21 protein-coding genes and 1 pseudogene are annotated in these 21389 nt (G+C 70.0%); 13 read left to right on the plus strand and 9 right to left on the minus strand.

The genetic code is table 11. The features are described from left to right. Nucleotides 1-19: 19 nt before the first annotated feature. The 3 genes and pseudogenes from ACMGFG_RS02170 to ACMGFG_RS02180 all read right to left on the minus strand — a co-directional run. Entirely contained in the window at nt 20-688 is a 669-nt protein-coding gene (locus tag ACMGFG_RS02170; RefSeq protein ID WP_436928712.1) for a metallophosphoesterase family protein, read from the minus strand. A 23-nt stretch (nt 689-711) separates the two neighbouring features. Further along, nucleotides 712-1566: a poly-gamma-glutamate hydrolase family protein gene (locus ACMGFG_RS02175; protein ID WP_436928713.1), complete on the minus strand. Its 855-nt coding sequence runs from the start codon at nt 1564-1566 to the stop codon at nt 712-714. Nucleotides 1567-2099: 533 nt separating this feature from the next. Then, a pseudogene (locus ACMGFG_RS02180) lies at nt 2100-2264 on the minus strand (IS6 family transposase); the annotation flags it as partial. A 93-nt stretch (nt 2265-2357) separates the two neighbouring features. Here ACMGFG_RS02180 and ACMGFG_RS02185 point away from each other — a divergent pair. From ACMGFG_RS02185 to ACMGFG_RS02210, 6 genes are all read left to right on the plus strand, one after another. Further along, on the plus strand, nt 2358-3206 hold the full coding sequence (locus ACMGFG_RS02185) for a DUF7344 domain-containing protein (protein WP_436928714.1): 849 nt from the start codon (nt 2358-2360) through the stop codon (nt 3204-3206). Then, on the plus strand, nt 3203-3511 hold the full coding sequence (locus tag ACMGFG_RS02190) for a HalOD1 output domain-containing protein (protein WP_436928715.1): 309 nt from the start codon (nt 3203-3205) through the stop codon (nt 3509-3511). Before ACMGFG_RS02185 ends, ACMGFG_RS02190 begins: the two co-directional genes overlap by 4 nt. 406 nt (nt 3512-3917) lie before the next feature. Beyond that, complete coding sequence (gene twy1, locus ACMGFG_RS02195) at nt 3918-4895, plus strand: 4-demethylwyosine synthase TYW1 (RefSeq protein WP_436928716.1); 978 nt, start codon at nt 3918-3920, stop codon at nt 4893-4895. A gap of 247 nt (nt 4896-5142) precedes the next feature. Continuing rightward, nucleotides 5143-5886 (plus strand): DUF120 domain-containing protein, encoded by a 744-nt coding sequence (locus ACMGFG_RS02200; RefSeq protein WP_436928717.1) that lies wholly within the window; start codon nt 5143-5145, stop codon nt 5884-5886. A 1-nt stretch (nt 5887) separates the two neighbouring features. Further along, the gene (gene ribB / locus ACMGFG_RS02205) at nt 5888-6556 is read left to right on the plus strand and encodes a 3,4-dihydroxy-2-butanone-4-phosphate synthase (RefSeq protein ID WP_436928718.1); all 669 of its coding nucleotides are present in this window, start codon (nt 5888-5890) and stop codon (nt 6554-6556) included. An 85-nt stretch (nt 6557-6641) separates the two neighbouring features. Continuing rightward, nucleotides 6642-7070 (plus strand): plastocyanin/azurin family copper-binding protein, encoded by a 429-nt coding sequence (locus tag ACMGFG_RS02210; protein ID WP_436928719.1) that lies wholly within the window; start codon nt 6642-6644, stop codon nt 7068-7070. 51 nt (nt 7071-7121) lie between these two features. On the opposite strand, the gene ACMGFG_RS02215 is transcribed toward ACMGFG_RS02210, so the two are convergent. Both ACMGFG_RS02215 and ACMGFG_RS02220 read right to left on the minus strand, forming a co-directional pair. Then, nucleotides 7122-9575 (minus strand): sensor histidine kinase, encoded by a 2454-nt coding sequence (locus ACMGFG_RS02215; RefSeq protein ID WP_436928720.1) that lies wholly within the window; start codon nt 9573-9575, stop codon nt 7122-7124. A gap of 132 nt (nt 9576-9707) precedes the next feature. Further along, on the minus strand, nt 9708-10619 hold the full coding sequence (locus tag ACMGFG_RS02220; protein ID WP_436928721.1) for an SDR family NAD(P)-dependent oxidoreductase: 912 nt from the start codon (nt 10617-10619) through the stop codon (nt 9708-9710). A 205-nt stretch (nt 10620-10824) separates the two neighbouring features. On the opposite strand from ACMGFG_RS02220, the gene ACMGFG_RS02225 reads away from it, so the two are divergent. After that, complete coding sequence (locus tag ACMGFG_RS02225) at nt 10825-12372, plus strand: FAD-dependent oxidoreductase (RefSeq protein ID WP_436928722.1); 1548 nt, start codon at nt 10825-10827, stop codon at nt 12370-12372. Here the strand turns inward: ACMGFG_RS02225 and ACMGFG_RS02230 are convergent. Together ACMGFG_RS02230 and ACMGFG_RS02235 are read right to left on the minus strand one after the other, a co-directional pair. After that, a complete protein-coding gene (locus tag ACMGFG_RS02230; protein WP_436928723.1) occupies nt 12298-13098 on the minus strand; it encodes an acetoacetate decarboxylase family protein in 801 nt (266 codons plus the stop codon). The two genes, ACMGFG_RS02225 and ACMGFG_RS02230, sit on opposite strands and share 75 nt — an antisense overlap. A gap of 147 nt (nt 13099-13245) precedes the next feature. Continuing rightward, complete coding sequence (locus ACMGFG_RS02235) at nt 13246-14217, minus strand: aldo/keto reductase (protein WP_436928724.1); 972 nt, start codon at nt 14215-14217, stop codon at nt 13246-13248. 159 nt (nt 14218-14376) lie between these two features. Between ACMGFG_RS02235 and ACMGFG_RS02240 the strand changes: the two genes are divergently transcribed. Continuing rightward, complete coding sequence (locus ACMGFG_RS02240) at nt 14377-14742, plus strand: DUF7522 family protein (RefSeq protein ID WP_436928725.1); 366 nt, start codon at nt 14377-14379, stop codon at nt 14740-14742. A 29-nt stretch (nt 14743-14771) separates the two neighbouring features. Here ACMGFG_RS02240 and ACMGFG_RS02245 read toward each other — a convergent pair whose 3' ends face one another. Then, nucleotides 14772-15164 (minus strand): VOC family protein, encoded by a 393-nt coding sequence (locus tag ACMGFG_RS02245; protein WP_436928726.1) that lies wholly within the window; start codon nt 15162-15164, stop codon nt 14772-14774. 145 nt (nt 15165-15309) lie between these two features. On the opposite strand from ACMGFG_RS02245, the gene ACMGFG_RS02250 reads away from it, so the two are divergent. The 4 genes from ACMGFG_RS02250 to ACMGFG_RS02265 all read left to right on the plus strand — a co-directional run bounded on the left by ACMGFG_RS02250 (nt 15310) and on the right by ACMGFG_RS02265 (nt 19870). Then, nucleotides 15310-17289, plus strand: a complete 1980-nt coding sequence (locus ACMGFG_RS02250; RefSeq protein ID WP_436928727.1) for a DUF460 domain-containing protein — start codon at nt 15310-15312, stop codon at nt 17287-17289. Nucleotides 17290-17481: 192 nt separating this feature from the next. Beyond that, nucleotides 17482-18678, plus strand: a complete 1197-nt coding sequence (locus tag ACMGFG_RS02255) for a DUF2249 domain-containing protein (protein ID WP_436928728.1) — start codon at nt 17482-17484, stop codon at nt 18676-18678. A gap of 14 nt (nt 18679-18692) precedes the next feature. Continuing rightward, nucleotides 18693-19409, plus strand: coding sequence for an iron-sulfur cluster repair di-iron protein (gene ric / locus ACMGFG_RS02260; protein ID WP_436928729.1), 717 nt, complete (start codon nt 18693-18695; stop codon nt 19407-19409). A 206-nt stretch (nt 19410-19615) separates the two neighbouring features. Further along, complete coding sequence (locus ACMGFG_RS02265) at nt 19616-19870, plus strand: hypothetical protein (protein ID WP_436928730.1); 255 nt, start codon at nt 19616-19618, stop codon at nt 19868-19870. Between the two features lie 51 nt (nt 19871-19921). Here ACMGFG_RS02265 and ACMGFG_RS02270 read toward each other — a convergent pair whose 3' ends face one another. Continuing rightward, nucleotides 19922-20698 carry an MOSC domain-containing protein gene (locus tag ACMGFG_RS02270; RefSeq protein WP_436928731.1) on the minus strand — a complete coding sequence of 259 codons (777 nt, stop codon included), beginning with the start codon at nt 20696-20698 and terminating at the stop codon, nt 19922-19924. Nucleotides 20699-20887: 189 nt separating this feature from the next. On the opposite strand from ACMGFG_RS02270, the gene ACMGFG_RS02275 reads away from it, so the two are divergent. Then, on the plus strand, nt 20888-21313 hold the full coding sequence (locus ACMGFG_RS02275; protein ID WP_436928732.1) for a hypothetical protein: 426 nt from the start codon (nt 20888-20890) through the stop codon (nt 21311-21313). Nucleotides 21314-21389: the final 76 nt, after the last annotated feature.

Below are 21389 nucleotides of genomic sequence, written 5' to 3' on the forward strand. Positions count from 1 at the left end.
AGGCGTTCCGGTTCGTCCGTCATCGTCCGCCGGCCAGGCGTTCCCCGATTTCGGGGGGCAGCCCTTCCTCCGCGACCTTTCTCTGTACCGTCTCGATGTCGTATTCCACGCGGCGAAGATCCGTCTCCCAGGTGTCGGTGTCGACGACAGCGTACGCGGCCCGGCTGTCGCCGTCACGGGGCTGTCCCACCGACCCGGGATTCAGGATGAGGCGGTCGTCGATCACCGCCTCGTGCTGGAGATGCGTGTGGCCGAGGAAACAGGCCTCGTAGTCGTCCAGGTACGGTCTGACCTCCGGGAACCCCCGGGGCATGACGTAGCGGTCGACCTGTTCGGGATGGTCGTGGACCAGGAGGGCGTCGCCGTCCAGCAGGTCGGTCTTGCGTGGCCTGCTCTGCAACCACTCCAGATTCGCCGTGATCAGCTCCGCCTCCGCGTATCGGAGCCCGGCCATCGCCATCTCGTTGTCCGTGTACCCCTCCGGATCGAGCGCTTCCCGGTCGTGGTTCCCCCGGATCACCGTCTCGCAGTGCTGCTGAATCAGGTGCACGCACTCGGACGGCCACGGCCCGTACCCGACGATGTCGCCGAGGCAGACGAACTCGTCGACGTCGTCGGCCCCGTCCGCGAGGACGGCCTCCAGCGCAGGGCGGTTGCCGTGGATGTCGGAGATCAGACCGAGGTTCATACGCCATCGAGTACGGCGAGCGCCTAAAGTATCTCCGTGAGGACGTCGGCCACTGCCTCGGGAAGGGAGTGGAACTTGTTGTAGGCGACCCGTGTCGGCAGTTCGATCTGGATGCCCTGGCCGTCCTCGGCGAAGTAGTTCATCGAGGCCTGCTTGCTCCTGCCGGTCAGGGCGATCTCGCTGTAGTCCGTCTCGACGTCGTACTTCGACGGCACCGGACCTCGGATAGCGTCACCGACCCGCTCCCGGAGGTCGGCGTCGGCTCTGCCGCCGACGGCGACGTAGTCGTACTTGTGGATGTGGAAGCCGACTGCGTAGCGGCAGGTGAACGCCCGCTCCACCAGCTGTCGCAGGCCCGGATAGGCGTCGTACGCCTTGACGGGTTTCTTGACGTGCCAGCGCTTGAAGGCGTCCTTTTCCTGTCCGGTGTAGTACCCGTGTAGCATCCACGCCGTCGCCGCGATCCCTCGGGCCCGCAATTTCTTGAACAGGTACTGCCCCATCTCGTCGGTGTTGTACTCGATGTCGCCGCCGTGCGGACAGGTGATGAACACGTCGGCGTCCGCTCGGTCCCACAGGGTCTCGGCGATATCGCCCGTGACGAACGCCCGATCGCGGCTCTCGATCGGGACCGTCGCCTCGACTGTCCCTGTCTGCCCGGCCTGTGCGTCGATCCGTTCCAGGCCGTCCGCGTTGACCGCGAGTCCGGCCGCGTCGTCGTGGGTCCCGTCGACGATGAAGTACGCCTTCGACGATTCACACTCGACTCTGACGTGGTCGTCTTCCGCTTTCCCCAGGTCGTCGGCCACCCGGCGCGAGAGTCGACACCGGTTTGCGGCCGCTATCTCCGGTGATTCGGCGATACCAGCCTCGGTCATCGATCTTGTAGAGCGGTCAGAGGGGCTTCTGAAGAGTCTTTCTACAGATCTGGCTTCGGCCGTTCCGCTTACGATGACCAATCACTGCGGGATGCCTTTCGAACGGAGGGTGTCCGGCCGCTCGTCAAACTCGGGTGTTCGCTGTGATGGTTTATTCGCTCTCTGCCGGGGTCTCGGAGTATATCTCGCCGAGGAAGGTCGCGACGATTTCCGAGAACCCCCGGGTGTCGGCTGGGATACCCGTGGCCGCCACGGTACCGCTTCAGTCGTGCATCGGAACGCTCGGCTAGCTCCGCTGCCCCCTCGTCTTTTTCGTCCGCCCCGTATCGACCAACGTTGGGCCGTCGTACGACGTGAGTGTCAAGCATGGATCGAACATCTGACTCCGCCCGAGTTGGGTGTCTGAAGATGGCGACCTCCTATCTGTACCTTGGTCGCTACTACTCTACAGGTAGAGCGGATGAGTCCCGGATGAAGACCCTCCTTCTCGAACTACTTGTCTCCACGGTGGGTTCATCTTCGAACGGTACTGTCTAGCTGAGCACCTCCTCGGCAGGCGTGCGGCCATCCAATGCCTGGTCCGGCCGGTTTCGATTGTAGTCGTGTCTGCACCGCCTACCAGCGTTTCGCGCTGGATTGCCCCGCCAAAACGAGTGAAAGCGGTCAGTGCGCATGGTCACACTCTGGAACCATTTTTTCGATGTGGTCCCGAATCGGTATCCAACAGCGATAGTATAACTAATCAGGTAGATATACGAACACATAAACGTGGCACTGAGTACACTCCGGTAATGGATTCACGACGGGAAGAGATACTCAGCTTGCTGACTGAAGAGATAAACCGGACCGTTGTCTCGGTCGTTCAGCAAGGGGCCGGTGAATGGACCGTCCCCGAGCTCGCTGAGACGATCGTCGCCGAAGATGCAGCGGTCGTCCCTGCCGGAGACTACGAAGAGCGACTGGCGGAGACGCGCATTACCCTTCACCACGAGCGGCTCCCCCAGCTCGACGACGCTGGACTGATCGCATACGACCGCGCCGAAAACGTCGTCTCGGAGGGGGAATACACAGCGGCGGATGCGCTCTGGACGGACATCGACGAAATTGACGGACTGCTCTCCGAGTTCCTGACCGGGCACGATGTCGACGACCGGCGCATCGGCATCCTCCACGGACGAGAGGCGATCTACGACTACGGTCGAGAACTGGCGGACAGGGCGGACGAGGAGTTGTTCCTGATCTACACGTCCGACGAACTCCTGGACGAGGAGTGTCTCCCCCACGCCGAGAACGCCATCGAGCGAGGCGTCGACGTCTCTGCTGGCGTGAAAAGCGAGGACGCGCGGCAGTTCTTCGTCGAGTGTCTGCCGGACGCGACAGTCTGGGAACCGCAACTGGACTGGATGCGCTCGGAGGGCACGTATCCGACGGTGAGCCGCCTCATTCTGGCCGACCGGCGGAAGGTTGTCGTCGGCCTGTGGGACGAAGCAGACGACGGAACACGGACGGAGGTCGCAATGATCGGAGAAGGAGAAACGAATCCGCTGGTCGTACTGGTACGCGAACTGCTAGGCCCGCGGCTGGATCACCTCGACTTTCAGAGTGATGCGTTCGTCGGCGACCTCCCATTCGAAGCATGACTGATGACAGACCCACAGACGACGACCAGAACGCGTCCGGAACGACAGCGACGGCACAAGTGACCCATCACAGAGAGACTGACACGCGACCAAGTCTCGACGTTGTACGGGCAGTGGCCGCGTTCACCGATACAGCCATTCTCGACCTCGAACCGCTCGGTGACGTGATCGATACCGAGTCTCTCAACAACCTGTTTGCGGAGGACGATGGGGCGACGGAGACAGCTGAGATGACCTTCGAATATGAAGGGTGTACAGTCACGGTGACCCGGGACGCGGTCGAGGTCACGCGACCCGAGGCGTGAGCTAAGTCTCGTTTCTGTCTCCCGGTTTGTTCCAGTCGGACAGTACGCGCCGGCACAATCGCTCCTCTCGGCATATCGATCAGGATTTCCGGCGGCCGCGGACGAGCGGGCCCAGTAGGTACGTCCGAACGCCTTCGATTCTGCGTCAGTGGCGCATCTGGCTTGGATCGGCATCTCACGCAATGGGCGATTCCATCTGGTAGCCGGCCGAATTCAGTCCTCGCTGGGCGCGATAACCGAGTCACTCGGTGGCCGGTGTGCCGCGAACGGCGGGTGAGGATGTCACACGGATCGTAGGCTCCCGGTCACTCAGTCCAGAGTGAGCGATCAGATCACTCGGCAGCTGTAGGCGGACCCACCGGTCGGAGGAAAGGATGTATACGAGCGGCTACCATCCCTTCCTCTAATGAGCGAATCGGACGGTCCAAAGCAGGTGTCGGACCCGGAGTACCACAGCGAGAATCACACAGCCGCCCAGACTTGTGGCTGGACGGCAAATGCCTTGCGCGGAGAAGGCCGCTGTTATAAATATGCGTTCTACGGGATAGAGTCCCACCGCTGCATCCAGATGACGCCGGTCGTCAAGTGCAACGAGCGCTGTGTCTTCTGCTGGCGGGATCACGCGGGCCACGCATACGAGCTGGGGGATGTCGAGTGGGACGACCCGAGCGCCGTCGCCGACGCCTCGCTGGAACTCCAGAAGAAGCTGCTCTCGGGGTTCGGCGGCAACGACCAGGTGCCCCGCGAGCGCTTCGAGGAGGCGATGGAGCCGCGGCACGTCGCCATCTCGCTGGACGGCGAGCCCTCCCTCTATCCGTACCTGCCGGAGCTCATCGAGGAGTTCCGCGACCGGGACATCACCACGTTCCTCGTCTCCAACGGGACGAAACCCGAGGTGCTGGCGGAGTGTGACCCGACACAGCTGTACGTCAGCGTCGACGCGCCCGACCGGTGGACCTTCGACGAGACCGTGAAGGCGGTGGAGGACGACGCCTGGGAGCGGCTGATCGATACGCTGGACGTGCTCGCCGAGAAGGACGAGACGCGGACCGTCCTCCGGACGACGCTCGTCGACGGCAACAACATGCACCACCCCGAGTGGTACGCGTCGATGTACCAGCGGGCCGACCCCGACTTCATCGAGCTGAAGGCGTACATGCACGTCGGCCACTCGCGGGGCCGCCTCGATCGGGATTCCATGCCCGACCACGAGGACGTGCGGGCGTTCACCGAGGACGTGAAAGCGCACATGCCCGAGCACGACTACATGAACGAGGTGCCCGTCTCCCACGTCACCCTGCTGTCGAAGACCGAGGACACCTGGGTCCCCAAACTGCAGAAGGACAGCGAGTTCTGGGAACGGGACCCCTACGCCGGCGACTGACGCGCGCTGGCTCCCCTTCCGATATCCTTCTCTCAGACCCACCTGGGCCATCCCTCGCGCTTCCTCGCCCTTTCGCGTCCGGATATCACGCCGTGGGAGACTCCGATGCCGTTATTGCGACCCACTCCAAATCTCCGGTGTTCCGGCGGCGATTCGTGACGGCTCGCGACTCGCCCCAGACCGTTCCATTTCTGAGATGCGTTCCGCATTCGGTATGCTTATCGGGGAGTGACCGCTAGTGGGAGATATGTCAGGAATCACGGCGTCGTCGGCCGGCCACGCGGAGCTGGCGACGCTGAAGGCGCTGGCGCTGTCGGGGGGGCTCGACGGCGACCAGAAGGTGTCCTGTTCGGCGCTGGCCGAGCGGCTCGACGCCTCGACGCAGACGGCCTCCCGGCGGCTCCAGCGGCTGGAGGAGGCCGACCTGGTCGAACGCGAGATCGTCAGCGACGGCCAGTGGGTGACCGTGACGGCGGCCGGCGAGCGCGCCCTCCAGCGGGAGTACGCCGACTACCGGCGCATCTTCGAGCGCGACGCCAGCGTCGAACTCCGCGGGACGATCACCAGCGGGATGGGCGAGGGTCGTCACTACATCTCGCTGCCGGGCTACATGCGCCAGTTCGAGGACAAACTGGGCTACGAGCCGTTCCTCGGGACGCTCAACGTCGAGCTCGACGAGGAGAGCGTCCGCGAGCGCGGCCGGCTCTCGTCGTTCGAACCCGTCACCATCGAGGGCTGGGAGGACGACGAGCGCACCTACGGCCCCGCCTACTGCTACCCCGCCACCGTCGAGGTCGACGGGAGCGAGGCGGGCGCCTCGGACGGCGGCGACGGCGATACCCGTCGCTTCGAGGACGCACACGTCATCACGCCCGAGCGCACCCACCACGGCGACGACCAGCTGGAAGTGATCGCGCCGGTGAAGCTCCGCGACGAACTGGGCCTCGACGACGGCTCCCCCCTCACCATCCATGTCACCGAACAGCGATAGCATGACCGGCGACGCATCGACCGCCGCGGCGACCGTCGACCGGGCGGTCGACGCCCTCCGCCGTGGCGAACCGATCCTCGTCCACGACGCCGCCGACCGCGAGGGCGAGGTCGACCTGATCTACCCCGCGGGCGCGGTCACGCCCGCGGCGGTCGCCCGCATGCGCAACGACGCCGGCGGGCTGGTCTGTGTCGCGCTCGGCGACGAAGTGGCCGAGGCCTTCGAGTTGCCCTACCTGCAGGAGACCATCGACCACCCCGCCGCGGCCGACCACGACCTGGGCTACGACGAGCGGTCGTCCTTTTCGCTGACGGTCAACCACCGCGACACCTACACCGGGATCACCGACGAGGACCGCGCGCTGACGATCACGGAACTCGCCGCGGCCGCGGCCGAGCCCGAGAACGTCGACTTCGCCGCCGAGTTCCGCGCCCCCGGCCACGTCCACGTGCTGCGGGCGGCACCCGGCCTCCTCGCGGACCGGGAGGGCCACACGGAGCTGGCCGTCGCGCTGGCCGGTGCCGCCGACCTGCCGCCGGCGATGGTCGTCTGCGAGATGCTCGACGACGACAGCGGCGCCGCCCGCTCGCCCGCCGCCGCCCGCGCCTACGCCGACCGCGAGGGGCTGGTCTACGTCGAGGGGTCGGCCGTCGTCGAGCGGCTCGGCTGAGTGGAACCGGGACCGGGACCGAACCGGATCTGGTCCGGGTCCCGGGACCGGGCCACTGAAGGCTCGCCCGGTCCCAGCCCCGACGATGACTCACGTCTCGCGCCGTTCGCTCCTCCGCACGACCGGTCTCGCGGCCGCCGGCGTCGTCGCCGGCTGCACGGGTGACGACTCCGGCGACGCCGGCTCGCCGACCGACACGCCGGGCGACATCGTCGCCGGCCCGGGCGGCGCCTACGCCTTCGAACCCGAGTCCTACACCGCCTCGGTCGGCGAGACGGTCACCTGGTACTTCGCCAGCCCGACCCACAACGTCGGCTGCCGGCCGGGCGACGCCCCGCAGATCGCCCTGCCGGACGGCGCCGAGCCGTTCGCCAGCTACGAGGACAGCGCGGGCCAGACGGTCCCGCAGGGCGAGACCTACGAACACACCTTCGAGACGGCCGGCGAGTACACGTACGTCTGCATCCCTCACTCCCGCCAGGGCATGGTCGGGACGGTCGTCGTCGAGGAGTGACCGCCAGGGCTCGTCGACAGCCGACTGTCAGGGCTCGTCGACGCCCGACCGTCACGCCTCGTCGACGCCGACGACTTCGAAGCGGGCGCCCGGACTGTCTCTGTCGGCGTCGTCACCGGCGTCGCCGGATCCCGCACCTGCGTCGTCGGTGTCGTCGCCGGCTCCCTCGCCGGTGCCGCCCGGGTGGTCGGCGTCGGTCACGCGAACGTCCCAGCCGTGGGCGTCGGCCGTCTGCGCGACGATCGAGAGGCCGAGCCCGGTGCCGCCCGAGGCCGTCGAGAAGCCGCTCTCGAAGACCCGGTCGCGTCGGTCGGGCGGGATGCCGGGGCCGTCGTCCGCGACGAAAAACCCCGGCTCGTCGTCGAGGACGCCGACGCGGACGGTCGCGTCGTCGCCGGCGTGTTCGACCGCGTTGCGGAACAGGTTCTCGAACAGCTGGCGGAGCCGCGACTCGTCGGCCGCGATCACCCTCGCCCCGTCGACGCGCAGCGTCGCGTCGCCGGTGGCGACGGTCGCCCAGCTGGTCCGGGCGACCCGTTCGAGGTCGACGGGGTCGGTCGACTCGATGCGCTCGCCCTCCCGGGTCAGCGTCAGGATGTCCTCGACCAGCTGTTCCATCCGCTCGACCGCCCGCTCGCACAGGTCGAGGTGGTCGTCGTCGTCGGCCTCGACCATCTCCAGCGACCCCGCGAGGACGTTCAGCGGGTTCCGGAGGTCGTGGCTGACGATGCTCGCGAACTCCTCCAGCCGGTCGTTCTGGCGGGACAGCTCGCGTCGCCGGCGGCGCAGTTCCTCCTCGCGGTCGGCCCGCGCCAGGGCGGCCTCGGTGGTGTTGGCGAGGATGCGGGCCAGCGACACGTCCACCTCGTCGAAGGCCTGTTCGCTGGTTGCCCCGAGGTTCATCACCCCGTACTCCCCCAGCGGGAGGATCAGCTCGCTGCGGATCGGCGTGTCGGGGTTCAACAGCCCCTCGGCCGTCGCGAGGTCGTCGTAGACGCGGACCTCCCCGGACTGGAAGGCCTTCCAGGAGAGCCCCTCGCCGCTGTCGTAGGTCGGCGCCTCGCCGAGCAGCGCCGCGGCCTCGTCGGTGATCGCCGCGGGCTCGAGCGCGTCGGCGTCCGGCTCGTAGAACCAGAGCCCGTTGACGGGCATGTCCAGCACGTCTCGGGCCGTCTCGACGGCCCGCTCGGCCACCGACTCGCGGTCGGGCGCTTCCATGAACGCCCGCGTCGCCTCGTGGAGCGCACCCAGCCGCTGCTCGCGGCGCTTGCGCCGGGTCACGTCCCGCGAAGTGACGACGTACCCCTCGAGGGTCGTCTCCCTCCGGTTGGTCGCCTTCGCCTCGATCCAGCGCCACTCGCCGTCGGCGGTCCGCATCCGGAACTCGATGTCCTCGGTCGCGCCCGGCTGCTCGACCAGCTCCGTGAACCGCTCGGTGACCCGCTCGCGGTCCTCGGGGTGGACGTACTCGAACGCCGTCTCCCCGACGAGGTCGTCGGGGTCGTAGCCCAGCACGTGCTCGACGGCGGGGCTCTGGTACTCGATCACCCCCGTCTCGTCGAGGACCGTGACGATGTCGGTGACCTCCTCGACCAGCGTCTCGTAGCGGGCCAGCTCGCGCTCGTGCTCGCGGCGCTCGGTCACGTCGCGGGTCGTCAGCAGCGCGAACCGCTCGGACCCGCCGGGGTCGACCGGGACTACCCTGAGGTCGACCGCTCTGGTCGGCGACTCGACCGGCGACTCGAACTCGACGTGGCGTTCGGCGGCCTCGCCGCCGACCACGGCGTCGACGGCCTCGGTCACGCGCCGCACGTCCCCCGGTTCGAGGACCCCGGTCTCGGCCAGTACCGGGAGCCGGCGCCCCGGCAGGCCGTCGGCGATCGCCGCCGGCGGCTCGGTCATCCGGTGGTCGGCGAACCGGAACCGGTGGTCGCCGTCGACGACGTAGACCCCCTCGCTCATGTGCTCGACCACTACCCGCGGCCAGTCTGGCTCGCCGCCGTCGGCGCTGTCCGGCCCACCGCGTTCCGCGTCCGCACTGCTCTCGTCGTCCGCACTGCCTTCGTCGTCCGCGCCGCTCTCGTCGCGCCCGGTCGCGTCCCCGGTTGGGGTGTCGCCGGTGCGACCGGCTTGCTCGACCGCGTCGCCGATCCGGTTCGCCAGGAGGGCGTACTGGCCGGGTTCGCCCTTCCGGAGGTACTCGGCCGCGCCGGCGTCGAGCGCCCGCTCGGCGACGGACTCGTCGGCCGGCGCCGCGAGGATCACCGGGAGGCCCGGGTCGCGCTCGCGGACGGCGTCGAGGAGCCACAGCCCGTCCCGCTCGGGCAACCGGTAGCCGCTGACGATGCAGTCGACCCGCCGGCCCCCGAGTTCGTCGAGCGCCTCGTCGGCCCGGGCGACCGCGGTCACGTCGAACGACTCGGCCGCGGCTGCGAGTCGCTCGGCGGCCGCCTCCGTGAACCCCCGGTCGTCGTCGACGAGGAGCACACGGATCGACTGCGTCATACGCGTCCCCTGGCAACGGACCCTGAAATAGCTACGGACACCAGTATCAGAACGAAAATCTCCGGCCGGCACGGGCACGGTAGCGTCCCCCTGGCGGTGCCCGTCGGGCCGATCCCCTCGGCGGTCCACCCGCTACCCCAGCCAGCGGCCGAGGGCCGCCGTCGCCCGTTCGTAGCCGGCCTGGATAGCGTCGGCGGCTGGCGCGGGGAGCCAGGTCGTCCACCGGACGAAGCGGGCGAACGCCCCGACCGGATAGCGGGCGTGCGGGTCGTCGGCCTCGGCGGCCCGCACGACCGCGGCGGCGACGCGCTCCGGGGTGGTCGCCAGCGGGTTCCCGTCGAGGAGCCAGCCGTCGTCGAGCGCGGCGTAAGTTCGCGCGTAGGCGGGCGTCCGCTCGCGGCTGGCCAGCCGCTCGCGGGCCGCGTCGGCGAAGTCGGTGTCGACCCACGCCGGCTCGACCAGGCTCACGTCGACGCCCGTCCCGCGCAGCTCGACCCGGAGCGCGTCGTGCAGCGACTCGACGGCGGCTTTCCCCGCGGCGTAGGCGCCCAGCCCCGGCGAGGAGCGCAACCCCATGACGCTGGAGACGGTGACGATCCGACCCCGACCGCGCTCGCGCATGTGCGGCAGGGCGGCCCGGGCGAGTCGGTGGGGCCCGTGGACGAGCACGTCGAACTCGGCGCGGGCCGCGTCGACGGGCACGTCCTCGACCGGCCCGGCTTCGGCGTAGCCGGCGTTGTTCACCAGGCAGTCCAGCCGCCCGGTCTCGGCGACCACCGCGTCGACGACGGCCTCGCACCGCTCGTCGTCGGTCACGTCGAGCGCGCGCGTCTCGCAGTCGGCGCGGACCCGCTCGGGCAGCGGCGTCGCCAGGTCGGTCGCGTACACCCGCCAGCCGCGGTCGGCGAACGCCAGCGCGATGGCCGCGCCGATCCCGCCGCCCGCGCCCGTTACGAGCGCGACCGGCCGCTCGCCACCCGCGTCGCCGCCATCCTTGCGGCGTTCCCCGCGGCCCTCCGGGCCCGGTCCGGCGTTCCGTGACACGGGCGACCGGGCGCGTGCCCGGAACAAAAGGATTCCGACGCATCCGGGCGGTCCGTAGCTCTCAGAACATAAACCCGGGCCACCGATGAGGGAGATCGCCTATCCTGCTGCCGGCCCGAGTCGATCACGTGAGCGAACTGTCCCCTCCAGCGACGACGAACAGGGTTCGGTCGGCGACGCGGCCCCCGACCCGGGGGTGGTCCCCGTGACGCTGTCGAGCCTCGACCGCTACCGGCCGGGCCGGCTCGACCGGCTGGGCGAGCGCGCGGTCGTCCTCGGCGGGAGCGTCGCCGGCCTCTGTGCGGCGCGGGTGCTCGCCGACGGCTTCGCGGAGGTGGTCGTCGTCGAGCGCGACTCCCTGCCCGACGGGCCGGCCGAGCGCGAGGGCGCCCCCCAGACCAGCCACCCCCACGCGCTGCTGGGCGCCGGCCAGGCGACCCTCGAGGACCTCTTCCCGGGGTTCGGCGAGGACCTGGCGGCCGAGGGCGGGCTGATCGTCGACGTGACGCGCCAGCTGGTCGAGTACCAGAAGGGCGGCTACCTCGCGGGCGGCGACGAGCGGACCCCCTCCTACTGCGCGAGCCGGCCGCTGTTCGAACACGTCGTCCGCGAGCGGCTTCGCACCCGCGAGGCCGTCCGGCTCCGCGACGGCTGCCAGTTCGTCGGCTACCGCACCGACGAGACGGAGACGGCTGTGACCGGCGTCACCGTCCGCGAGGACGGGGCCGTCGACGAAATCGACGCGGACCTGGTCGTCGACGCGACCGGGCGGGCGAGCCGGACGCCGGAGTGGCTGGCCGACCACGGCTTCGCCGCGCCGCCGGAGGACCGGGTCGGGATCGACCTGCAGTACGCCTCGCTACGGATCGAACGCCCGCCGGGCGACAGGCGGATGATCAGCGTCCCCGCCGACCCGCCGGAGACCCGCGGCGCCGTGCTGATACCGATCGAGGGCGGCCAGTGGGACGTGCTCCTCGCGGAGGTCCACGCCGACGACGCGCCCCCCGACCGCGAGGCGGTGCTGGCGTTCGCCGACGACCTCCCGGTTGACCTGGTGGGCGACCTGCTGCGGCGCCAGCGGTGGGTCTCCGACGAGGTCGCCCGCTACCCGTTCCCTGCGAGCCTGCGCCGCCGGTACGAGCAACTGGACCGGTTCCCCGACGGCCTGGTCGTCACCGGCGACGCCGTCTCCAGCTTCAACCCCGCGTACGGCCAGGGGATGTCCGTCGCCGCCCTCGATGCCGTGGTCCTCCACCACGCGCTGGCGGAGGGCGGCCTCGACAGTCTGCCCACCCGGTTTTTCGACCGGCTGGCCCCGGTGGTCGACACGGCCTGGCGGATGGCGACCGGCGTCGACTACCAGTACCCCGGGACGGAGGGGGAGCCGTCGCTCGGGGCGAAGCTGTTCAACTGGTACTTCGACCGCCTGCTCCGGGCGGCCAACGACGACGGCGTCCTCGCGGCGGCCTACGGCGAGGTGCTCGACCTCGAACGCTCGCCCGCCTCGCTGCTCCGACCCGGAATCGTTGCCCGCGTGTTCCTCCCCATCGGCGGCGACACGACAGAGACGGACCCCCCGCGGGCTGCGGTCCCGTCGGACTCCGATTCGGCCGGTTCAGATCCCGCAGCGGCCGCTTCAGACACCGAGACGACCATCTCGGGCGGGGACCCGGACCCCTCAGGCGTCGGCCCGTCGCCCGCCGCCGATGGTGAATCGGCCGTCGAACGCGAGCGTCCCCAGCGACCGACCTAGCCCCAGGTCGCGCAGGCGCTCGGCCAGCGGGTGGTGTCCCAGCGTGTAAGTCCCGCCGAACGGCCGGGCGCCGAACCGTCCCGATAGTTCCAGCGGCTGGCGACTGGCTCCCACTCTGTCGCCAGTACCGGCTCCGGTTCCGACTTCGGCCCGCTCTCCTGTCCCGTGTCTGTCCCCGCCGGTGTAGCTCGCCGTCCGCACGGTCGCTTCGACCCGCGGATTCCAGGGCGCCTCGAACGTGACGAGGTGGCCCCGTTCGTCGCCGACGGCCGTCCGCCGGCGGCCGCCGCGGTCGGTGACCCGGACGTCGGCGACGGACTTCGGATACCCCCAGATCTCGACGCCGAGCGCCCGCGCCGGTTCGGTGGTGACCGGCAGCGCCGCGACGTAACCGCCGAGGGCGCCCGCGGATCCCGCGAGTCCGCGCCGGAGGGCGCCGAGTTCCCGGACCGGCCCGTCGGCGGGCGTGACGGCCAGGAGGACGCCGACCTCCTCGTAGGGCGCCATCGCGTCGTCGCCGATCCGGCGGTAGTCCACCGAGAGGAAGGTGACCGCGGTTCGCCCCGGGGCGACGCTGAGGGGCGCGAGCGGGTCGGGCAGCCACTCGGCGGCCGTCCCCGCGTCGCCTGTGACGACCACCGCCGTCGCCTCGGCCTCCGTCTCCAGCGGAACGGCGACCTCCTGACCCGTCGAGAGGGTTCGCGGTTCCGGCGGCTGGTCGAACACGTTCGCCGATCCGGGCGAGTCCGCCGAAAGGATGGCGGTCCCCGCGGCGTTGCGGCGTTGCAGTGATCGAGCCTGCGGTGGTCGGGCTTGCCGGGCTTGCGGTAGTTTAGCTTGCGGCTGTCGCGCCGAGAGACTCACGCGACCCGGCTATTCGTGGCCGTAGACGGGCACCGGGTGGTACGGCTCTTCGAGGTACTCCACGTCGGAGTCGGACAGCGAAATCTCCAGGGCTTCGACGGCCTCCTCCAGATGTTCGATGCTCGACGTACCCACGATGGGCGCGTCGACGTTGTCGTTCTGGAAGTGCCACGCGAGGGCGATCTGGGCCATCGTGACGCCCTCTTCCTCGGCCAGCTCCTGCACGCGCTCGTTGATCGCCTCGCTACCGGGACCCTCGTGGTAGGGGACGCCGTAGTCCTGCTCGTGTTCGCCGCGGTCGGTCGCGGTGAACTCCTCGTGGGGACGGGTCAGGTAGCCGGCGGCCAGCGGACTCCAGGGGATGACGCCGACGTTCTCCCGGTCGCAGACGGGGTACATCTCCCGCTCCTCCTCGCGGTAGGTCAGGTGGTAGAGGTTCTGCATCGTCTCGAAGCGGGCGAGTCCCTGCTCGTCGCTGACCCGCAGGGCCTCCTGGAACTGGTGGGCCCACATCGACGAGGCGCCGATGTGGCGGACCTGCCCCCGGGAGACGGCGTCGTCGAGCGCCCGCAGCGTCGTCTCGATGGGCGTGTCGTAGTCCCAGCGGTGGATCTGGTACAGATCGACGGTGTCCATGCCCAGCCGGTCCAGCGAGTGGGACAGTTCCTGCTCGATGGTCTTCCGGGAGAGGCCCTCGGCGTTGCGGTGGTCTTTGGCACCCGAGAACCGGACCTTGGTGGCGACGACCTGCTCGTCGCGGTCGTAGTCGGCGAGCACGTCGCCGAGGACCCGCTCGGATTCGCCCGCCGAGTAGGTGTTGGCGGTGTCGAAGAAGTTGACGCCCAGGTCGATGGCCCGCTCGACGAGTTCCCGCCCTTCCGCTTCGTCCAGCATCCAGTCGTCGCCGCTGCCGAAGCTCATGCAGCCGAGACAGACCTTCGAGACCTCCATCCCGGTCGAGCCGAGTGTGGTGTACTCCATGGCCGACGCAAGGAACGAGTGGACGTAAAACGCCCGCTCGCGGAAGCCGGCCGACGCTCCCGGTGCGGTCGCGGACGGCCGGCGGCGCCCCCCGACGCGTTCGCCGACCGCCCGAACGCCCGCTGGTTTGACAATGGGGGGCGCGGAATGGTGGAGTGTATGGTAATCGATGACGCGGACGCGCTGGTCGCGGCCCTCCGGGAGCAGGCCGGCGACGCCCTGCGCGTCGTCGCCACCTACGACCGGGACGGCTACGACCCGGTGTACGTCCGGGAGGACGTCGAGGGCCACCTCACCGCCCAGGCCGAACGGGTCCACGACGAACTCGTCCTGCAGGGGCTCGGACGGGGCCACCTGGAGGACCTGTTCGACGCCGGCGACCTGCAGTGTTCGATCCACCGCTTCGACGACCTGACCGCCTTCCACTTCGCTTCCGGAGAGTTCTCCGGTCTCTTCGTCAGCGTCGACTCCGAGGCGGACCTGCCGCTGGCGACGTTCGCCGAAACCTGCAAGGAGTCCCTCTGAGCGGTCCCCGGCGACCGCGAGCGGGGCCGTCACTCGGCGGTCTTGAACTCGACCGTGTAGCCGGCCGGATCCTCGACGTAGACGCAGGGGTACTCCCCGGTGGCGCCCTCCCGGACCGCCTCGGTCTCCACTTCGACGCCCGCCGCGTCGATCCGCGCCATCACCTCGTCCATCGACTCGTCGACGAAGACGGCGAAGTGGTTGACCGTCTCACCGGTCGGTTCCGGCACCGTCTCGCGCGGCGAGACGTGAAGGATGCACTCCGGGCCGAGGCGGACGTAGAAGAAGCCGCGCTCGCCGTCGCGGTACTCGTCGTAGTACTCCAGGTCGAAGCCCATGTCGTCCCGGTAGAAGGCGGCGAAGCCTTCGACGCCGTCCTCGGGGACGCGCAGGTTCACGTGGTCGATCGCGGTCGCTTTCATGCCGGCGGGTTCGCCGAACCGGTGCTTCTGTCTTGTGGTTTCGGAGACACATCCTCGGTCGACCGTCGCGCCCTCGGGACCGGGCGGCCACGGTCCGGTCGGGACCCGCGCCGGGTTTATATTCGCCTGTTGCATACGCGTGCGTGTGAGCACCCGTACGAGTGCGCTGGACGCCGTCGTCTTCGGGGTGGACGTGCAGAGCGGCGACGTGCGCGGGGACGTCTCCTACGCGCTGGTCGCGTTCGACGGTGAGCACGTCGACCGGGACGTGGTCTCCCGGCGGAAGCTCCGCCGGCTGATCCGCGACGAGCAGCCCGCCATCGTCGCCACCGACAACATGTACGAACTCGCCGAGAACAAGGACGCGCTGGTCCACTTCCTCGGCGAACTCCCCGACGAGACGACGCTGGTCCAGGTCACCGGCGCCGAGCGGCCGGAGCCGCTCTCCCGCGTCGCCAACCGCCACGACGTGCCCTACGGCAAGGACCCCATGGAGGAGGCGGAGGCGGCCGCCCGCCTCGCCGCCAACAACGTCGGCCAGGTCGTCTCCGCCTTCACAGACGAGACCGAGGTGAAGGTCTCGCGGGGCCGCTCGACCGGCGGTGGCGGCGGCTGGTCGGAGGACCGCTACACCCGCCGCATCCACGGCTCGGTCAAGAAGCGCACCCGCGAGGTCGAGTCGGAACTCCAGGAGGCGGGGCTGGACTACGAGCGCGAGGTGACCGAGAAGTACGGCGGCTTCTCCAACGCCGTCTTCACCGTCGAGGGGCGGCCGCGGGACATCCCCGTCTCCAACGAGCGGGCCGGCGACGTGCGCGTCGAGGTCGAACGCGTCCGCCGGGACGGCATCGAGTTCCGTCCGCTCGCCAAGCGCCGCGACCACGTCGTCGTCGGCGTCGACCCCGGCACCACCACCGCGGTCGCCATCGTCGGCCTCGACGGCGAGGTGCTGGACGTGTTGAGTACCAGGACCGCCGACAGCGCCGAGGTGACCGAGTGGATCGTCGAGCGGGGCCGCCCCGTCATCGTCGCCGCCGACGTGACGCCGATGCCCTCGACCGTCGAGAAACTGCGGCGGTCGTTCGATGCCGCTGGCTGGACGCCCGACCGAGACCTCCCGGTCGACGTGAAACAGCACCGCACCCGCGAGGAGGGCTACGACAACGACCACGAACGCGACGCCATGGCCGCCGCGTTCGGGGCCTTCGACGCCCACAAAGACCAGTTCGAGCGGATCGCCGCGAAGGTCCCGCCCGGCCAGGACGTGGGACCGGTCGTCGCCCGCGTCGTCGCCGGCGGGGAGAGCGTCGAGACGGTCCTCGACGACCTCCGCGACGACGGCGGCGACGAGAGCGCGGAGCCCGACCAGCCGGACAACGAGCAGTCGCCCGAGCAGAAGCGGATCTCCCAGCTCGAATCGCAGGTCGCCCAGCTGCAATCGCACGTCGAGAGCCTCGAGGACACGATCGACGAGAAGGACGCCGAGATCGACGACCTGGAGGGCAAGCTCTCCGAGGCCCGCTCGGAGACGCGCAAGGAGGCCCGCAAGGACCGGGAGGTCACCCGGCTGGAGCGGGAGAACCGTCGCCTGCAGGGCGAGATCGACGAGAAGGACGACCGGATCGAGGAACTGGAGGGCAAGTTAGAGCGGCTGAAGGCCCTCTGGAAGCTCGACCACTCGAACTTCGCGGACGTGTCGGAGGCCAAGGAGGGGCTGACGCCCGTGAAGGTCGTCGAGCAGTTCACCAGCGACGCCATCGACGACGCCGACGAGCGGTTCGGGCTCGCCGAGGACGACGTGGTCATGTTCCGCGACGCCTCCGGCGCGGGCGCCTCGACGGCCGACAAGGTCGTCGACGTGGACCCGAAGCTCGTGCTCCGCAACGGCGGGCTCTCGGACGTGGCCGACGAGATCCTCTTCAAGCACGATATCCCGGTCGCGCCCGCCGACATGGTGACCGTCCAGGAGGTCGACGAACTCGCGGTCGCCCGCGAGCGGGAGATCGAGGCGGCCGTCGCGGACTGGGAGGACCGCGCCGAGGAACGGGAGCGCGAGCAGAACGCCCAGATGGTCGACCGGCTCATCAGCGAACACCGCGCCGGCGACCGCGGCGAGAGCGACTGACCGGCGTCGCCCCGACTGCTCGCCCCACCGGGTTTCGTCGCGCCCGGCGAGGTCGAACAGCCGCGACCCGCGGGGGGGGCCGCGGTCGTCGCCGCCAGCGGACCACCGCCCGCGCCGCTCGCCCCGGCAACCACCCGGACCCGAAGGGATTCGCCAACGGGGTATTACGGCCGGTCCGAGAACGATCGGGGGATGGGACCAGCACTCGACCTGCGCGAGTATCCGGACGAGGAGTCCCGGCAGACACTCTTCGACGAGCTGGCGGCGGTAGACGTCGGCGAGTCCGTCGCGGTGGTGGCCGACCGGGACGTCGATACCGACCTGGTGCGCTACCAGATCGAGCACGACCGGCGACTCGAGTGGACCTACGCCGACCCGGACGCCGAACCGAGGGAACTCGAGGTGACCAGGGGGGAGCCGCTGGAGGGCGACCGCGGGGCGGTCGACGTCCGCGACCTGAAGCCCCAGCGGCGCCACGAGGCGCTGTTGTCGATCTTCGACGAACTCGACCCCGGCGGGGGGTTCGTCCTCGTCAACGACCACGACCCCAAGCCGCTGTACCACGAACTCACGTCGATGCACGGCGACGTGGTCGAGTGGGAGTACAGGGACCGCGGCGCCGACGCGTGGCGCGTCGAGATCGCAAAGACCGGGGTGTCGGAGGGCGATACCGGGGACGTCGTCACGCGGTACGACATCCGGGAGATCCCGAAGGCGGAGCGACACCCGACGATCCACCACCGCTACGGGATGATCCCCGAGGGCGGGACGATGGAACTGGTCGCCCCGCACGAGCCGCGGCCGCTCCACCGGGAGTTCCGCGAGCGCTACGGCGACGCGTTCGACTGGGAGGTCGTCGAGAGCGAACCCGGCCGCTGTCGCGTCCACATCACGAAGGCCGACGACGCCGGGGACCGGGACGCCGGAGCGAGCGACGCCGGGGACCAGGCTGCCGGAGCGCACGATGCCGGAGGATGTGGCGCCGCCGGGGCGGCGCAAGCGACCGACGCGGAGTCAGACTCGGTGACGGTCGGCGACGACCTCGAAGTGGTCGAGGTGCTGGACGTGCGGGACCGGCCGCCGGCGCAGCGACACGAGGCCATCTTCGACGCGTACGCCGACCTGGCGGGCGGCGAGGGGTTCGTCCTCGTCAACGACCACGACCCCAAGCCGCTCTACCACCAGTTCGAGGCCGAGGCGGGGCCACAGTTCCGGTGGGAGTACCGGCAGAAAGAGCCCGGCGAGTTCAGGGTACTGATCGGCAAGGCCGACGCCGCCGAACAGGACCACGGACACGGGCACGGGCACAGCCACGATCATAGCCACGGCCACGACCACGGCGGCGCCGACCACGGTGCGGCCGACGAGACGCCCGACGCGCCGTTCTGACCGACCACCACACCATGACCGAGATCGACCCCGACCGCACGCTCGCATCGCTCGTCGAGGAGACGCCCGCCTGCGCCCGGGCGTTCGAGTCGCTGGGGCTCGACTACTGCTGTGACGGCGACCGGACGCTGGCGACGGCCTGCGACCAGGCGGACCTGGCCGTCGACGAGGTCCGCGCACGGCTGCGGGAGACGCGCGACCGGGAGGCCGACGCGGACTACGACTGGACGGACCTCGCCGACCTCGCGGACCACGTCGTAGAGACCCACCACGACTACCTCCGCGAGGAGCTGCCCGCGCTCGAGGACCTGGTCGCGAAGGTCGCCCGGGTCCACGGCGAGAACCACCCCGAACTCCGCGAACTCGAGGCGGAGTTCGCCGACCTCGCCGGGGAGATGCGCGAGCACATCGAGGAGGAAGAGACCGAACTGTTCCCGGTCGTCGAGCGACTCGACCGCGGGGAGTCCCTGGGCCCCGACGAGGCCGCCCGGCTCCGCGAGGCGATCCGGACGTTCGAGGACGACCACGCCGCGACGGCCGACCGTCTCGACCGGATCGCGGAGCTGACCGACGACTACGCTGTCCCCGGGGACGCCTGCGCGAGCTACCGGAGCATGCTCGAGCGGCTCGAACGCCTCGAACGCGACACCCACATGCACGTCCACAAGGAGAACAACGTGCTGTTCCCGCGGGCCGCCGAGCGGCTGCCGGCCGACTCCGCGGAGGCCTGACGGACCCGCCGACCGCCCGCCGTCGACCCTCGACGGACCCGTGGTGTCCGGACGCCGGCGCGTCGAACCCGCCCGGGAAGATGTTCGCACCAATCCTCTTGCCCCCGCTCGTCGGATCGGTATCCGCATGACTTTAGGCCAGCCTAAAACGTGGTCGGAGCGCAACCCGCCGGAACCGACGGGCCGTTCACGGGGGTGGGTCGGCCGTGATCCGTGACCACGTCCGCCACCTGCACCGCGCGATCGACGAGCAGTCGCTCCCGCTCCGGGGCGTGATCACCCTCGCGGCGCTGGCGTCGCTCCCGGTCTTCGGGACGGCGGTCAGGGGCCTGGGCGCGGCGCTGGACCTCGGGCGGCTCGTCCTCCCGCTCCTGGTGCTCGCCCACGTGCCGGTCGTCGTCGCGCTCGTCGCCGTCTGGTCGATCGGCTGCGACGTGTGTCGGTCGGACCGGTCGGCGTGACGGCGACCCCCTCGACGCGTTCGGGACGCCGACCCACCAGCGGCTCGCCGGTCACTCGACGACTTCGACGGGGTCGCCGACATCGAGGCACGCGCCGCGGTCGGACTCGGGGACGCTGGCGATGATCATCAGCGTGTAGTAGTGGTCGAAGGCGGCCTCGTCGGCCCGCTCGGGGAACGTCGCCTCGCGGCGCTCGACGAACCGCTCGCGGAACTCGGGGACCGGGTCGCCGGTGTCGGGGTCGCGCTGGGGGACGACACAGCGCCCGCAGGGCGTGACGCCCTCGAAGCGGACGCCGCCGGCCTCGAACGCGGGGGCGTCGGCGCCCACGAACCGGTCCTCCCAGAACGCCGGCACCCCGGAGACCTCGACGTTGGCGCGGAGCCGCCGGCGCGCGCCCGCGACGGTCACGTCGTCGAACCACGACGCGACCGCCTCGAGCGTCGCCGTGCTGACGACCGACGGGCCCATCTCCCGGCGGTCGACGTATCCCAGTGCCGTATCGCGCTCCAGCGTGAGGCCCATCCCGAAGAAGTCGCCGAACCACTCGGCGGCCCGCTCTCGTTCGCGCTCCCGTTCGAGCTCGAACGCCCGGGTCGTCCCGTCGGGCGCCTCGGCGCGGAGCGTCCCCGTCTCGGGGTCGAAGTCGGTCGCCAGGTCGTGGACCCGGTCGGTCCGCTTGCCGTTGACCACCTCGCCGTCGGCGTCGAAGAGGGCGTACTCGCGGTCGTACCGCAGCGTCCCGCCGTCGAGGACCGCGGCCGTCTCGACGTCGATGCCGTCCAGCCCCTTGACCGGAAACACTCTGAGCCGTTCCAGGCGTGCCATCGTGCGGACGTGTTCCGCACAGCACAATAGCTATTCGTTCGAACACGATCGACGCGCGGTCGCGATCGAACGGCCACGGAACGACGGTCCGGAGGGCACGGGACCACGGTCCGCACCCCTCTCGATCGGCCGGACACGACCGCCGTCGCGGGGTCGGGTTTTATTAGGGCGGCGCGAGCGAGGGGTCGTATGGCAGAGGTTCGACACGATCAGGTAGGGGTCGAATCGGTGGCGGCGGCGGCCGGGATCGCGGTGCTCGGCGTCATCTTCGGGGGATTCATCGTCGGCGTGCTCAACTCGCTGTTGCACGGCGACCTCGTCGGGGCGTTCGCGCCGTCGGGGATCCAGTACGAGGCGGTCAGTCACCTCTCGACGGTGGCGGTGATCGCGTCGGTACTGCTGGTGTTCGCCCGCGGCACCAGCGGGGACCTGCTCCTCCGCACGACGGCGGCGATCTACGGGGTTTCGTTCCTCGAGTCGGTCCTCTGGGACCTGTTGCAGTCGTCGTTCGAGGTCGGCTTCGGCCTGTTCGTCGGGCCGCTGTACCCGGTCGTGACCTTCCTCGGCTACGTCGTCGCGTTCCACATCGTGTTCGAGCGCGACGACATCGTGTAGCGCGGCGACCCCGGGACACGGCCGTCCCGGCGACCGCGCGGCGCCGTCGGCCGGCCGGACGACCAGCGCCGCGACT

This window comes from Halosimplex halobium, from assembly GCF_051414055.1.
Taxonomy (GTDB): domain Archaea; phylum Halobacteriota; class Halobacteria; order Halobacteriales; family Haloarculaceae; genus Halosimplex; species Halosimplex halobium.

Coding starts and splice junctions, on each gene's coding strand:
- ACMGFG_RS02255 (WP_436928728.1), top strand. CDS start 17,482: ATGGGACCAGCACTCGACCTGCGCGAGTATCCGGACGAGGAGTCCCGG.
- ACMGFG_RS02215 (WP_436928720.1), bottom strand. CDS start 9,575: ATGACGCAGTCGATCCGTGTGCTCCTCGTCGACGACGACCGGGGGTTC.
- ACMGFG_RS02275 (WP_436928732.1), top strand. CDS start 20,888: ATGGCAGAGGTTCGACACGATCAGGTAGGGGTCGAATCGGTGGCGGCG.
- ACMGFG_RS02210 (WP_436928719.1), top strand. CDS start 6,642: ATGACTCACGTCTCGCGCCGTTCGCTCCTCCGCACGACCGGTCTCGCG.
- ACMGFG_RS02245 (WP_436928726.1), bottom strand. CDS start 15,164: ATGAAAGCGACCGCGATCGACCACGTGAACCTGCGCGTCCCCGAGGAC.
- ACMGFG_RS02235 (WP_436928724.1), bottom strand. CDS start 14,217: ATGGAGTACACCACACTCGGCTCGACCGGGATGGAGGTCTCGAAGGTC.
- ACMGFG_RS02200 (WP_436928717.1), top strand. CDS start 5,143: ATGTCAGGAATCACGGCGTCGTCGGCCGGCCACGCGGAGCTGGCGACG.
- ACMGFG_RS02240 (WP_436928725.1), top strand. CDS start 14,377: ATGGTAATCGATGACGCGGACGCGCTGGTCGCGGCCCTCCGGGAGCAG.
- ric (WP_436928729.1), top strand. CDS start 18,693: ATGACCGAGATCGACCCCGACCGCACGCTCGCATCGCTCGTCGAGGAG.
- twy1 (WP_436928716.1), top strand. CDS start 3,918: ATGAGCGAATCGGACGGTCCAAAGCAGGTGTCGGACCCGGAGTACCAC.
- ACMGFG_RS02175 (WP_436928713.1), bottom strand. CDS start 1,566: ATGACCGAGGCTGGTATCGCCGAATCACCGGAGATAGCGGCCGCAAAC.
- ribB (WP_436928718.1), top strand. CDS start 5,888: ATGACCGGCGACGCATCGACCGCCGCGGCGACCGTCGACCGGGCGGTC.
- ACMGFG_RS02170 (WP_436928712.1), bottom strand. CDS start 688: ATGAACCTCGGTCTGATCTCCGACATCCACGGCAACCGCCCTGCGCTG.
- ACMGFG_RS02270 (WP_436928731.1), bottom strand. CDS start 20,698: ATGGCACGCCTGGAACGGCTCAGAGTGTTTCCGGTCAAGGGGCTGGAC.
- ACMGFG_RS02185 (WP_436928714.1), top strand. CDS start 2,358: ATGGATTCACGACGGGAAGAGATACTCAGCTTGCTGACTGAAGAGATA.
- ACMGFG_RS02190 (WP_436928715.1), top strand. CDS start 3,203: ATGACTGATGACAGACCCACAGACGACGACCAGAACGCGTCCGGAACG.